The organism is Streptomyces sp. NPDC093225 (assembly GCF_044753805.1).
Classification (GTDB): domain Bacteria; phylum Actinomycetota; class Actinomycetes; order Streptomycetales; family Streptomycetaceae; genus Streptomyces.
Window position 1 is genome coordinate 100,866 of sequence record NZ_JBIVNX010000018.1, and the last position, 13,376, is coordinate 114,241.

Genomic DNA, 13,376 nt, shown 5'->3' on the forward strand with positions numbered 1-13,376 from the left:
AAGGCTAGTCATCCTGTACAGGGCGCCCTTAGATGCTGGCATTCTGCTGTACAGATTGACCAGCGAAACAACAAACTATTGCGCAGCTTGTGGAACAGCGGGAATCTGCGCATATGACTGAGACCCTGGATCAGACCCCGCACACCGCGCGTGAGGCCGACCCCTTCCCGGTGAAGGGGATGGACGCGGTCGTCTTCGCCGTCGGCAACGCCAAGCAGGCCGCGCACTACTACTCGACCGCCTTCGGCATGAAGCTGGTCGCGTACTCCGGACCGGAGAACGGCAGCCGCGAGACGGCGAGTTACGTGCTCACCAACGGCTCCGCCCGCTTCGTCCTGACCTCGGTCATCAAGCCGACGACCGACCACGGCCGCTTCATCGCCGAGCACGTCGCCGAGCACGGCGACGGCGTCATCGACCTCGCCATCGAGGTTCCGGACGTGCGTGCCGCGTACGCGTACGCCGTCGAGCAGGGCGCCCGTGGCCTCGAGGAGCCGTACGAGCTCAAGGACGAGCACGGCACCGTCGTCCTCGCCGCCATCGCCACGTACGGCCAGACCCGCCACACCCTGGTCGAGCGCGTCGACTACACCGGCCCGTACCTGCCCGGCTACGCCACCGCCGCACCGCTGGTCGAGCCCGCGGCCAAGCGCACCTTCCAGGCGATCGACCACTGCGTCGGCAACGTCGAGCTCGGCCGCATGGACGAGTGGGTCTCGTTCTACAACAAGGTCATGGGCTTCACGAACATGAAGGAGTTCGTGGGCGACGACATCGCGACCGAGTACTCGGCGCTGATGTCGAAGGTGGTCGCGGACGGCACCAAGAAGGTGAAGTTCCCGATCAACGAGCCGGCGATCGCGAAGAAGAAGTCGCAGATCGACGAGTACCTCGAGTTCTACAACGGCCCGGGCGTGCAGCACATCGCCCTCGCCACGAACGACATCGTCGCCACCGTGCGCGCCATGCGCGCCGCGGGCGTGCAGTTCCTGTCCGTGCCGGACACGTACTACGACACGCTCGGCGAGTGGGTCGGCGACACCCGCGTGCCGATCGACGAGCTGCGCGAGCTGAAGATCCTGGCCGACCGCGACGAGGACGGCTACCTGCTGCAGATCTTCACCAAGCCGGTGCAGGACCGCCCGACGGTCTTCTTCGAGCTCATCGAGCGCCACGGCTCCATGGGCTTCGGCAAGGGCAACTTCAAGGCCCTCTTCGAGGCCATCGAGCGCGAGCAGGAGAAGCGCGGCAACCTGTAGCGGCGGTCGGTCGCTGTAGCTGCTGGTTTGCGGTTCGTTGCTGTAGCCGCTGGTTGCGGTTCGTTGCTGTAGCCGTTGGTTGTGGCTCGCGGCTGTAACCGCTGGTTGCGGCCGCTGTAACTGCTGGATGCGGTTCGTCGCTGCAACCGCTCCCTGTCTTCCGACCCGGGTCGGGCCACTTCCCTGGGCCCGCCCCGGGTCGGAACCGTGTGCGCGCCTTCGAGGGGGCTGGCTTCGGGGGAGCCCCGTTGGCATGCGGGTCCTGTAGGGGGCCTACCCCTGAGGCTGGCTTCGTGGGGCCGTCCCGTGGTGTGTGGGTCCCCTCGCCTCTTGACCCGCCATGGCCTGCAGGCCCTGCGGCAGGCCCACCCCTGGGGCTTCGGGGCCTTCGGCCCTGGCCTGCGGCCACCCCAGGCCCGGGCCTGCCTCCGGACCAGCCTGCCATGACGCCTCAAGAGGCTCCCCCACACACCACGGGGCGGCCTGACGGGGGCTGCGGGGGGCATCCCAGCCCGCCCGGCGTTTGAGGGCAACAGGGTCCGGGGCGGGGCCGTGCTTCCGGTCCGCCCGGTGTTGTGGGCGAACGGGGTGCGGGGTGGGGCCGGGCTTCCGGTCCGCCGGGCGTTGTGAGGCGAACGGGTCCGGGGCGGGGCCGTGCTTCCAGCCCGCCCGGCGTTTGAGGGCAACGGGGTCCGGGGCGTGCCGGGCTTCCGGTCCGCCCGGCGTTGTGAGGGCGAACGGGTCGGGGCGGGGCCGTGCTTCCAGCCCGCCCGGCGTTTGAGGGCAACGGGGTCCGGGGCGGAGCCTCGGGAAACGGTGAAAGGGCGGGGTGGGGGAGAGCCCCGCAGGGCAACGGCCCGCAGCCGAGCGGCGGCGGGCCGGCGGACACGGGGCCGGGCACGTGAGGGGGGTGCCCGGCCCCGACCCCGTGGCGCGGGGCGACCCACCCCGCGCCGGCGGCGAGCGGCTAGTCCGCCGACCCGGTGCGCGTACCGGTCGACGTACGTCCCGAGGTCGGCGAGGGCGACGCGCCCCCGCGCCGGGACGACGCGGCAGCACCGTCGGACGAGGAGTCCGACCCCGTCCCCCGCATCCCCGACGTGCCCGCGCGGCGGGAGCCCGAAGACCTGGAAGACCCGGAGGAGCCGGAGGAGCCGGTGCCGTCCGAGTCCGCCGCGTCGGAGGACCGGCTGCCCGCCGAGCCCGAGCCCGAGCCATCGGAGCCCGAGGAGCCGCTGCGGCTCGACGCGGACCCGGAGTCGGCCCCCGAGCCCCCGGACCCCGACGAGCCCGACGCGTCGGAGGAGTCGGACGCGTCCGACGCCCCCGAGCCCGACGCCCGGTCACCCGGCGCCGGCGACGGCGTCGGCATCACCGGCGGCTCCCAGGGCGTCGCCGGCTGCATGTGCTCCGGCCCGCCACCCACCGGCTGCCCGATCACGTCCAGCGCCGACCGTGCCCGCGGCGCCCGTACCGGCGAGAACGACGGGTTCGTCCGCAGCGCCTCTTGCAGGTACCGGCGGGCCGACGCCTCGTCACCCACCGCCCGCTCGATCTCCGCGCGGTGGTACGAGAACTCCGCGCTCCGCAGCCCCAGGTCCGTCGCCTTCTTCGCGTACTCCAGTGCCGCGGCCTCGTCCCCCGACCGGTGCAGCGCCCACCCCAGGGCGTCAGCCACCTGCACGTTCTTCACCTTCGCCCACTGCGCCCGCAGCACCCGCACCGCCACCGCCGGATCCCCGTGGTCCGCCTCGAACAGGCCCAGCGTCACGGACTCGTCCACCCCGTGCTCCGCCTCGCGGGCCACCAGCGCCCGCAGCAGCCCGTACGGCTCCTTCGCCTCCTCCGCCCGGCCCAGCGACTCCAGCAGCTCGCCCAGCTCCAGCGCGTACCGCGGATCCGGCACCTTCTCCAGCGCCGCCCGGTACCCCGCCACCGCCTCGTCCGAGCGCCCCAGCGCCGCCAGCGCCCGGGCGCGCCCGGCCAGCGCGCGGCCCTGCGCGGGATCGGTGTGGAGCGCCGCCTCGTACGACTTCAGCGCCTCGTCCACCTCGCCCCGCTCCCACTGCAGGTCGCCCGCCCGCGCCAGGCAGAACGCCTTCTCCGCCGGGGACTTCGCCGCCCCCGTGGCCCGCGCCATCGCCGCCGCCGAGTCCTCCCGGTAGCCCCGGTCCCAGTACACCTGCGCGGCCCGCAGGTACGCCGGCAGCCCCGGCCGCAGCTCGACCAGCTTCTCCATCGCCTGCTCGGCCAGCTTGTACTCGCCCGTCCCCGAGTACGCGTCCACCAGCACCGGGTACGCCGTCCAGCGCCCGGCCTCCTTCGCCCGCGCCTGCTCGCCCCACCTCTTCGCGGCCACGTAGTCGTGCCGGGCGTTCGCCAGCACCCCCATGGCCACCACGGCCTCCAGGTTGCCCTTCGCCGCCGGCCGGACCTCCAGCGAGCGCCGCAGCGCCTGCTCGGCCTTCGGGTACTCGCCGGTGTCCCCGGTCCGGCGCGCGTTCTCCACGTACGCCGACGCCAGCACCGTCCAGGCCGCGTCGTCCCGCGGGTGCGTGCGCAGCCACGCCTCGCGGTCCGCGATCAGTGTCCCCAGGTCCGCGGCCGCCGCCGGAGCGCCCATCGCCACCGAGGCCATGGCCCGCTGTTCGGGCGCGGCCGCCGGCCGCGGCGGCTCGGCGGGCGGCCGCGCCGGCCGCAGGACGAGCGCACCCGCGATCAGGAAGAGCGCCACGGCCGTGGTCAGTGCGGTCCGCCGCCCGCTGAACGTCACGGGCGGATGCGGGGACTCCTCGTCCGTGCGGAGGGCTGCGCGGTCCGGCCGGGCCTGCTGGGGTTCCTGGTGCATGGCCTCACTGTGCGTCAATATGAAGAGCTTTCCGGGGCTGTCCGAACTGGTTCGCCGCCGGGTTCACACGCATGGCGGCGAGTGCCAGGCTGGGCCCATGGACGATCACACGGGTGACCCCCACGCGGACCTCCCCGGCCGGACGGCCCACCCCGACGCCGCGCCGCGCCCCGCCGACGCGGACCTGCTGCGCCTCCTCCTCGACGGCCTCCCCGCCGGGGCCGTGCTCACCGACCCCGACGTCACCGCCGCCTACGCCGGCGACATGGCGAGCTTCTGCCCCGCCGGCCGGCCCGCCGCCGTCGTCCTGCCGCGCACGGTCGAACAGGTCCAGCACGTCATGCGCACCGCCACCGCCCTGCGCGTGCCCGTGGTCCCCCAGGGAGCCCGCACCGGGCTGTCCGGGGCCGCCAACGCCACCGACGGCTGCATCGTGCTCTCCCTCGTCAAGATGGACCGCATCCTGGAGATCAGCGCCGTCGACCGCATCGCCGTCGTCGAACCCGGCGTCGTCAACGCCGCTCTCTCCCGCGCCGTCGCCGCCCAGGGCCTGTACTACCCGCCCGACCCCTCCAGCTGGGAGCAGTGCACCATCGGCGGCAACATCGGCACCGCCTCCGGCGGCCTGTGCTGCGTCAAGTACGGGGTCACCGCCGAATACGTCCTCGGCCTCGACGTCGTCCTCGCCGACGGACGGCTGCTGCGCACCGGCCGCCGCACCGCCAAGGGCGTGGCCGGCTACGACCTCACCCGGCTCTTCGTCGGCTCCGAGGGCACCCTCGGCATCGTCGTCGGAGCCGTCCTCGCGCTGCGGCCCGCGCCGCCCCGGCAGCTCGTGCTGGCCGCCGAGTTCCCCTCCGCGGCCGCCGCCTGCGCCGCCGTGTGCGAGGTCATGGAACGCGGTCACACCCCCTCACTGCTGGAGCTGATGGACCGTACGACCGTCCGGGCCGTCAACCGGGTCGGCCGGATGGGCCTGCCCGAGTCCACCGAGGCCCTGCTGCTGGCCGCCTTCGACACCCCCGATCCGGCCGCCGACCTCGCCGCCGTGGGGGAGCTGTGCGTCAAGGCGGGCGCCACCCAGATGGTGCCGGCGGCCGACGAGGCCGAGTCCGAACTGCTCCTCCAGGCCCGCCGGCTCGCCCTGACCGCGCTGGAGACCCTGCGGCCGGCCACGATGATCGACGACGTGTGCGTCCCGCGGTCGAGGCTGGCCGAGATGCTCGACGGCACGGCCGCGATCGGCCGGACCTACGACCTGACGATCGGCGTGTGCGCGCACGCGGGCGACGGCAACACCCACCCCGTGGTCTGCTTCGACCCGGCCGACGCCGACGAGGCCCGGCGGGCACGGGAGTCCTTCGACGAGATCATGGCGCTCGGACTGCGGCTGGGCGGGACGATCACGGGCGAGCACGGGGTCGGCGTACTGAAGAAGGAGTGGCTGGCGCGCGAGCTGGGGCCGGTGGGGATCGAGGTGCAGCGGTCCGTGAAGCAGGCCTTCGACCCGCTGGGTCTGCTCAACCCGGGCAAGGTCTTCTGACGCCCCCGGCGGCGCGTCCCCGCTCACACGTCGTCCTCCGCCGTCTCGTCCGAGGGCCAGGGGTCCCGCAGCCAGAGGTCGTCGGCCGGGGTCGGCGCCAGCAGCTCCGCCAGCGCCGAGTCCAGCCCCAGCCGGTCGGTCTCGGTGCCGGGCGGAACCGCGTGCAGCGTGCGTTCCAGCCACGCCGACACCGAGGACGCGGGGGCCTCCAGCAGCGCGTCGCCGTCGGGTGAGCTCAGCGCCATGCAGATCACGGCGCGCCCGTCCACCTTGGTGGGCCACACCCGGACGTCCCCGTGCCCGCACGGCCGGAACACCCCCTCCACCAGCAGCTCGCGCGCGAACGTCCAGTCGACCGGCGAGTTCGAGCCGATGTGGAACGTGACGTGGACGGCGTACGGGTCGTCCGCGCGGTACTCCAGGCGGGCCGGGACGGGGATGCTGCGCTCCGGGGACAGGACCAGCTTCAACTCGAGTTCGCGCTCGACGACGGTGTGCTGCATGGGACGTTCCTCTCTTGTGTGCCGCGGTCCGCGGAGGCGGCCCCGCGCCCGGTAGAGAGCGCGCGTGTGCCCGGGTATGACGCGACTACGGCGAGGAAATTCGAGGATGGCTGAAATCTGTCCCGTGACCGGAAGTCGACGCAAGGGGTCGGCATCGCTCGAACGCGGTCTTTCTGCGACGACGGCTCCTGGAGGGGCCGCCTTCTTGGCTAAGGTCCTCTTCCACGGGTTCCACGGGTTCCACGAGTTCCACAGAATCCACAGGTTCCACAGGTTCCACGGGCGGCGCGGGCACGGCCCGCGGCCCTCATGCGCGGACGATCGGAGTTGGGGACATGGCGGCCTCCCCTGGTGACGGCGAGCACGCGGCCCTCGAGGGCTACTACCCGGACCCCTCGATCCCGGGGTACGTGCGGTACTGGAACGGCGCCGCATGGGTGCCCGGCACGAGCCGGCCGGCCGCACCGGGGGTGGAGAGCGAGGCGGTGGCCCGCGCCCGGTCCGGCGCCGCCGCTGCGGTGGGCAGGGGTGCGTCGGCGGCCGGCCGCACGGGCGCCGCGGCGGCCGTGCCGGACCCGCGCCGGGAGCCGCCGGCGGCCCGCGCCGACGAGACGGGCCCGGTCTTCTTCGACGAACTGGACGAGCTGGACGACTCGTACGTGCTGCACGCCCCGACCGCCCCGGCACCGGAACGGGAAGCCGGAACGGATCCCGCGGTGGAGCCGGACCCGGCAGCGCCGACCACGTCCGCACCGGCTCCCGCAGCGGCCTCCGAGCCCACCCCGGCACCGGCCCGGGAACCCGCGTCCGGCGGTGAACCGGAAGCGCGACCGGAACATCGGCCGGAGCCGGTGGCCGGCGGAGCCGGGCCGGCGGACGCCCGCCCGGAGTGGAAGGCCGACGCCGCCCAGCAGTCGGGCTTCGGCGGCGACCGCGACCGCAAGGTCTCCTGGGGCCAGGCCGGCACCGCCGCGGAGGACCGAAGCGGAACCGGAACCGGTGCCGGAACCGGAACCGGAACCGAGGGAGCGCCCGCCGCCACCGCCCTGGCCAAGGACCCGCGGGTGCCCGGGCAGGGGTCGGGCCCGGTCGAGGGGATCCTGTCCGTCAAGTCGCCCACCGCGGCGGCCGCCGCCCGTACGCCCACCCGGTCCGACGCACCGGCGACGGCCGCCCCGGCCGGGCCGACGACCGCACCCGCGACCGACGAGCCGGCGGGAGGCGACGCCCCGGGGCGGGACGCCGACGGGGCCCGGACCGGGACGCCCGCCCCGGTGCCCGGCCAGAGCCGCAACGGGTCCGAGCACATCAAGCCGTCCGACCGGACCGACCGGACCGACGGGGCCGACCGGACCGACCGGCCCTCCCAGGACCGGGCCGACGGTCGCGGACGGCACCAGGCCGGCCGGGCCCCGGCCGCCGACGACGCGCTGCCGCAGCAGCCCGCCGCCCCCTGGCAGCCGCCCTCCGACGAGCTCTTCCGCCGCATGGCCGCGGACGCGCACCGGCCCGCCGGGTTCGTCCGGCGCCTCCTCGCGCGCCTGCTCGACTCCCTCGTCATGGCCACCGTCACGGCGGCCGTCGCCGTCCCGTTCACCGGGAGGGCGGCCGACCACATCCAGGACAAGATCGACGAGGCGAAGCTCAGCGGCGAGACCGTGACCGTCTGGCTGCTCGACGGCACCACGGGCGGCTACCTCGCCGTCGTCCTCGGCGCCTTCCTCGTCTTCGGCGTCCTGTACGAGGCCCTGCCCGTCGCCCTCTGGGGCCGCACCCTCGGCAAGACGCTGTTCGGCGTGCGCGTGCTCGGCGTGGAGTCCCGCCGCAAGCCGTCCTTCGGGGCGGCGCTGGGCCGTTGGCTGGTGTACGGGGGACTGGGCCTGCTCGGCATCGGGGCCCTGGGCACCCTGTGGGCCCTCCTGGACCGGCCGTGGCGGCAGGGCTGGCACGACAAGGCGGCGGGCACCTTCGTCGCCCGCTGACGGGGTCGCCCGGCGCCCCTCACCCACGCCCGGCGCGTTTGACGGCGGCCGATCCCCCGGACGGCCGCCGTCCCGTTGCGGGGGCCCCGGGCCCGGGTTGTGCTCGGGCCATGAGCACCGATCAGCCGCCGTCCGGCCAGCCGCCCGAGGACGACCCGTTCAAGAAGCAGCCCCCCTCGGAGGGCTCCCCGTACGGAACGCCCCCGCCCGCCGGCGGTGACGGCGGCGCCCAGCCGCCCCCTCCGGGCGGCGGTGGCGGTTACCCCCCGCCGCCCGGCGGGGGCGGCTATCCACCACCCCCTCCGGGCGGCCCCGGGGGTCCCTACGGGGGCGGTCCCGGCGGCCCGTACGGGGGAGGCGGGCCGGGCGGTCCGTACGGGGGAGGCCCCGGCGGCCCGTACGGGGGCGGCATGCCCGATCCGCTCGCCGGGATGCCGCCGCTCGCCGACACCGGCAAGCGCATCGTGGCGCGGATCGTCGACTTCCTGATCATCGCCATCCCGCTGGCGCTCATCCAGTGGCCGTTCTTCGGCGACCGCTGGGTCGTGAAGACGGACAAGGGCGAGGACGCCACCGAGATCTTCACGAAGTCGTACAGCGGCGGCGGCCTGCTGTGGCTGCTGATCGAGCTGGCGGCGTACATCCTCTACGACTGGTACATGACGAAGCGGAACGGACAGACGCTGGGCAAGAAGCTGTTGGGGCTGCGCGTCGCGATGCTGAACGACGGCAGCGTTCCCCACAGCAACGCGGCCCTCTCCCGCGCCGCGCTGCTGTGGGTCCCCACCCTCGTCTGCTGCTTCTGCATCTGGCCGCTGGTGCTGCTGATCACGATCCTCACCGACAAGCCCTACAAGCAGGGCCTGCACGACAAGGTCGGCAAGACAGTGGTGGTCACCGTGACCTAGCGGAGGGCGGTTCGGGCAGAAAGGCCGAGGGCCGGGGCCGCGCGCAAGCGCTCGGCCCCGGCCCTTCACCATGTGCTCAGTCGCCTACTTTGAGGCGCAAGCGGCAAGGGACCTTCTGCCAATAGTCCTTGCCACCCTGCCGGTACGTCAGCCGGCACCCCTCGACGATGCCGGCCGACGCGTCCTTGACCTTGAGTTGGACCATGTAAAAGACGTCCGTCTGCCCATGGGGCTTCACTGCGACGGGAGTTTTGGAGTAGTCCTTGAACCCCTGCAGGTCGAACGTGCCGTCCTTTTCGCGAACCAGGGAGACGAACGCATCCGTGTGGTAAACGTTGTACGCCGCGGACTTGCCGGTGAACTGCATCCCGGGAGGAAGGTCCTCGACATACGCACCCGTCAAGTCCAGCGGATCGCTGCTGCCGTTCTCGACGAACGGGATCCCCAGCCAGAACGAGTCACCAACCTTCGCGTGCTCGTAGAACACCTCCCCCGCCAGATCGCCCGTTCGCAGGGCATGCCCCTCTGCGACGTTGTTCGCGGGTGGCGTCGCCGGCGAGCAGGCGGCCAGCAGGGCGATGGCCGTCATAACTCCGGCCGCCACGCACCTAGTACGCATACATGACACCGGCGAAAGGTGCGGCGGAGCCGATTGCCGGGGCGGTCATGAAGCCGACCAGGAGTGCGACCGCGGTCGGCAGGTGAATAAAAGATCTACGGGTGGTGCCCACGCAATGTCCTCATCAATTACCGGGACCAGGGCTCCCGACCTGGTGCGGACGATGAGAACACAAAGCGCTCGGTGCTGGTAGATCGAGATATGGAATTATGCATTCCGATTTCCCAAGAAGGTTGCCCCGTTCGCTCCATTTTCCACGCCTCTAGCCGTGGCGTTTTGAGGATGACTTGAGGTGTGGGGCGCAAGCGACTTTACTTGATCTTTAGAGACTTCCGTGGTGGGTGGCTTGCTCGTCCGGCATTCCGGTGCGGCGTGAGGTCGCGTTCGGTGATGCCTGCCGGCTCCATCCGGGCCTACACCTCGAGGTGGCCGCGTCGGCGCATCGCCGGGGGCTAGTGCGGGGCGACGGTTTCGGCCGTATCCGGGACCTGTGGCGCGGGGGTCGATCGCGGCGGCGTGTTCGCGGCCGCCGGCGTCGGTGCCGGCTCGGGTGTTCCGATGTGGGAGACGCGGTGCGCCGCGCGCCTGGGCAGCGGTACGGTGAGCGCCACCAGCAGCCCCAGGAGGAGCGCGGCGGCGGAGATGATGGCGACCCCGAGGCCCGTACTCGTCTGCGACAGCAGCAGCATGGCGAGGGTGGAGGCGATGACGGTGGCGGACCCGTAGGCGAGCTGTGCGGCAGTCGGACGCGGCATGGCGGTATCCGTCCTCAAGGCATCGGAGGGGGAGTCTGCTCAACTGGGGCGCACTGTCGAGCGACTCTACGACGGGGCATGCCCGGAGGGAACCGCAGGTAAGCGTGACCTTACCCACGGTGCCGGAGCACAGGGGGCGCACGGGGTCACTGCGCACGCCGCGACCGGGAGCGGACGCGCCCTCCGGGTCCGGGAGGTCGCCTGCCGGCCGCCCGATGGCCACCCGCTCGTCGCCCCGGAGCGGAATCCGTTCCGCCGGTTCATCCGGAAGCGAGGCGTACGTCCGAAATGCGGAACTCGCTGACCGCATAGTGCACTTGACCGGAGCAAGTCAAGGTCTGTCTTTTCTGGCGCGACTCCGGTCGAATGTCGTCACTTGAGACGCGTGCTGCGCCGGAACGACCCCTCACTTTCGCTCCGTGCCTGCGGCCGCGGGAGGGGAACACATCAAGTGAGCATGAACACCTCGTCCAAGGGACGAGTCATTCGCGCTGCCGCGGTCGCCGTGACCGTTGCCGCGTGTGCCGCCACCGCCTCGGCCTACACGTTCGCTTCGGCGGACAACGGCCGGACCGAGGGCGCCAAGGAGGCTCGCGCCGCCGTCGCCCAGCAGGACGCCAAGTCCGCTGCCGCCGCCCGCGTGGACCACGACCTCCAGGGCCCGTTCAGCAAGCAGCAGGCGCAGGCCCGTCAGGCTGCGCTGGAAGGCGTGCTGTCCGGCGAGAAGCCGGTGGAGACCCGCAACGGCTCCAAGGTCGTCAAGCTCGACGACAAGAAGTACGTCGAGCTCGACCGCAAGCGCACCGACAAGATCTTCACGATCCTCGTCGAGTTCGGCAACAAGGTCGACAACACGACCATGGTCGACCCCGACGGCGACGGCCCGCTGCCGCCCGTCAAGAAGTACGGCGGCGAGCCCGGCCCGCTGCACAACCAGATCGCCAAGCCGGACCGTGCGCAGGACAACAGCACGGAGTGGCGCGCGGACTACGACCGCAAGCACTTCCAGGACATGTACTTCGCCCCGGCTTCCTCGGGCAAGGACTCCCTGAAGACCTACTACGAGAAGACCTCGTCCGGCCGTTACTCGGTCTCGGGCGCGGTCGCCGACTGGGTCAAGGTCCCGTACAACGAGGCCCGCTACGGCTCGAACTACTGCGGCCAGACCAACTGCGCCAACGTGTGGGACACCGTCCGCGACGGCGTCACCGCGTACTACAAGCAGCAGAAGGCCGCCGGCAAGACCGACGCCCAGATCAAGACGACCATGTCCCAGTACGACAAGTGGGACCGGTACGACTTCGACGGCGACGGCAACTTCAACGAGCCCGACGGCTACATCGACCACTTCCAGATCGTCCACGCGGGCGAGGACGAGTCGGCCGGCGGCGGCGTGCAGGGCGAGAACGCCCTGTGGGCCCACCGCTGGTACGCCTACGGCACGGACGCCGGCTCCACCGGCCCGTCCAACAACAAGGCCGGCGGCACCCAGATCGGCAAGACCGGCATCTGGGTCGGCGACTACACGATGCAGCCCGAGAACGGCGGCCTCGGCGTCTACGCCCACGAGTACGGCCACGACCTCGGTCTGCCGGACCTGTACGACACCACCGGTGGCGGCGACAACTCGGTCGGCTTCTGGTCCCTGATGTCCGCCGGCTCCTGGCTGGGCACGGGCAAGGACTCCATAGGCAACATGCCCGGCGACATGACCGCCTGGGACAAGCTGCAGCTCGGCTGGCTGAACTACGACGTGGCCAAGGCCGCGACGAAGTCCACCCACAAGCTGGGTGTGTCGGAGTACAACACCAAGAACAAGCAGGCGCTCGTCGTCAACCTGCCGAAGAAGAAGGTCACCACCACGGTCGTCGCGCCCGCCGCGGGCTCGAAGCAGTGGTGGAGCGGCATGGGCGACAACCTGCAGAACACCCTGACCCGCTCGGTCGACCTGACCGGCAAGGCGAAGGCGGACCTGTCCCTCAAGGGCTGGTACGACATCGAGAAGGACTACGACTACCTCTACACCGAGGTGTCGACGGACGGCTCGAACTGGACCGCCATCGACGGCACCGTCGGCGGCAAGGCCCTCCCGCGCGACGCGGCGAACAAGCCGGCCCTGACCGACGTCTCCGGCGGCTGGAAGGACCTCAAGTTCTCCCTGAACGCCTACGCCGGCAAGAAGATCCAGATCCGCTTCCGCTACGCCACCGACGGCGGCGCGGGCGGCAAGGGCTTCACCGCTGACTCGATCAAGGTCGTCGCCGACGGCGCGACCCTGTTCTCGGACGGTGCCGAGAACGGCCTGAACGGCTGGACGTCGAAGAACTTCTCCGCCATCGGCGGCAGCTTCACGAAGTCGTACAAGCAGTACTACCTCGCCGAGAACCGCCAGTACGTCTCGTACGACAAGACCCTCAAGGTCGGCCCGTACAACTTCGGCTTCGGCACCACCCGTCCGAGCTGGGTCGAGCACTACAAGTACCAGAACGGTCTGGTCATGTGGCTCTGGGACACCTCCCAGAAGGACAACAACACCAGCGTTCACCCGGGCCAGGGTCTGATCCTCCCGATCGACGCGCACGCCAAGCCGATGAAGTGGTCGGACGGCACCCTCATGCGCAACAAGATCCAGCCCTTCGACGCCGCGTTCAGCAAGTACGCGACCGCGCCGTTCACGCTGCACAAGAACGACGTCGCCACCCGCATCGGCGCCCACGCCGGTGTCCCGGTCTTCAACGACCACACGGGCACCTACTGGTACGCCTCGAACCCCACGGGCAGCGTCAAGACCGCTGACACCAACACCAAGATCTCGATCGTCAGCCAGCCGGTTGACGGCTCGTACATCACGGTGAACGTGGCTCCCGCGAAGTAATCTCGGGTAAAACCGCAGGTCACACAGCGTTCGGCCGTCGCCCTCTAGCGGGCGGCGGCCGTTCGCGTTTAGATGCCTCTCGCG

The 13,376-nt window shown here is 71.7% G+C and carries 9 protein-coding genes; 5 read left to right on the forward strand and 4 right to left on the reverse strand.

Going from position 1 to position 13,376, the window contains the following annotated elements; translation table 11 throughout:
• Window positions 1-113 precede the first annotated feature (113 nt).
• Window positions 114-1,259: a 4-hydroxyphenylpyruvate dioxygenase gene (hppD, locus tag ACIQCH_RS18625; protein WP_402582092.1), complete on the forward strand. Its 1,146-nt coding sequence runs from the start codon at window positions 114-116 to the stop codon at window positions 1,257-1,259.
• Between the two features lie 967 nt (window positions 1,260-2,226).
• Here the strand turns inward: hppD and ACIQCH_RS18630 are convergent.
• Window positions 2,227-4,107: a tetratricopeptide repeat protein gene (locus ACIQCH_RS18630; protein WP_402582094.1), complete on the reverse strand. Its 1,881-nt coding sequence runs from the start codon at window positions 4,105-4,107 to the stop codon at window positions 2,227-2,229.
• Window positions 4,108-4,204: 97 nt separating this feature from the next.
• Here ACIQCH_RS18630 and ACIQCH_RS18635 point away from each other — a divergent pair, with 97 nt between their 5' ends.
• Entirely contained in the window at window positions 4,205-5,650 is a 1,446-nt protein-coding gene (locus tag ACIQCH_RS18635; RefSeq protein WP_402582096.1) for an FAD-binding oxidoreductase, read from the forward strand.
• A 23-nt stretch (window positions 5,651-5,673) separates the two neighbouring features.
• Here ACIQCH_RS18635 and ACIQCH_RS18640 read toward each other — a convergent pair whose 3' ends face one another.
• On the reverse strand, window positions 5,674-6,153 hold the full coding sequence (locus ACIQCH_RS18640; protein WP_402582098.1) for an SsgA family sporulation/cell division regulator: 480 nt from the start codon (window positions 6,151-6,153) through the stop codon (window positions 5,674-5,676).
• A gap of 335 nt (window positions 6,154-6,488) precedes the next feature.
• Between ACIQCH_RS18640 and ACIQCH_RS18645 the strand changes: the two genes are divergently transcribed.
• Window positions 6,489-8,135: an RDD family protein gene (locus tag ACIQCH_RS18645; protein WP_402582100.1), complete on the forward strand. Its 1,647-nt coding sequence runs from the start codon at window positions 6,489-6,491 to the stop codon at window positions 8,133-8,135.
• A gap of 110 nt (window positions 8,136-8,245) precedes the next feature.
• Window positions 8,246-9,043 carry an RDD family protein gene (locus ACIQCH_RS18650; RefSeq protein WP_402582102.1) on the forward strand — a complete coding sequence of 266 codons (798 nt, stop codon included), beginning with the start codon at window positions 8,246-8,248 and terminating at the stop codon, window positions 9,041-9,043.
• A 76-nt stretch (window positions 9,044-9,119) separates the two neighbouring features.
• Here the strand turns inward: ACIQCH_RS18650 and ACIQCH_RS18655 are convergent, their stop codons facing one another.
• Both ACIQCH_RS18655 and ACIQCH_RS18660 read right to left on the reverse strand, forming a co-directional pair.
• Complete coding sequence (locus ACIQCH_RS18655) at window positions 9,120-9,632, reverse strand: hypothetical protein (protein WP_402582104.1); 513 nt, start codon at window positions 9,630-9,632, stop codon at window positions 9,120-9,122.
• Window positions 9,633-10,114: 482 nt separating this feature from the next.
• Complete coding sequence (locus tag ACIQCH_RS18660) at window positions 10,115-10,417, reverse strand: hypothetical protein (RefSeq protein WP_402582106.1); 303 nt, start codon at window positions 10,415-10,417, stop codon at window positions 10,115-10,117.
• 457 nt (window positions 10,418-10,874) lie between these two features.
• Between ACIQCH_RS18660 and ACIQCH_RS18665 the strand changes: the two genes are divergently transcribed.
• Complete coding sequence (locus ACIQCH_RS18665) at window positions 10,875-13,292, forward strand: immune inhibitor A domain-containing protein (RefSeq protein ID WP_402582108.1); 2,418 nt, start codon at window positions 10,875-10,877, stop codon at window positions 13,290-13,292.
• The last annotated feature ends 84 nt before the right edge of the window (window positions 13,293-13,376 follow it).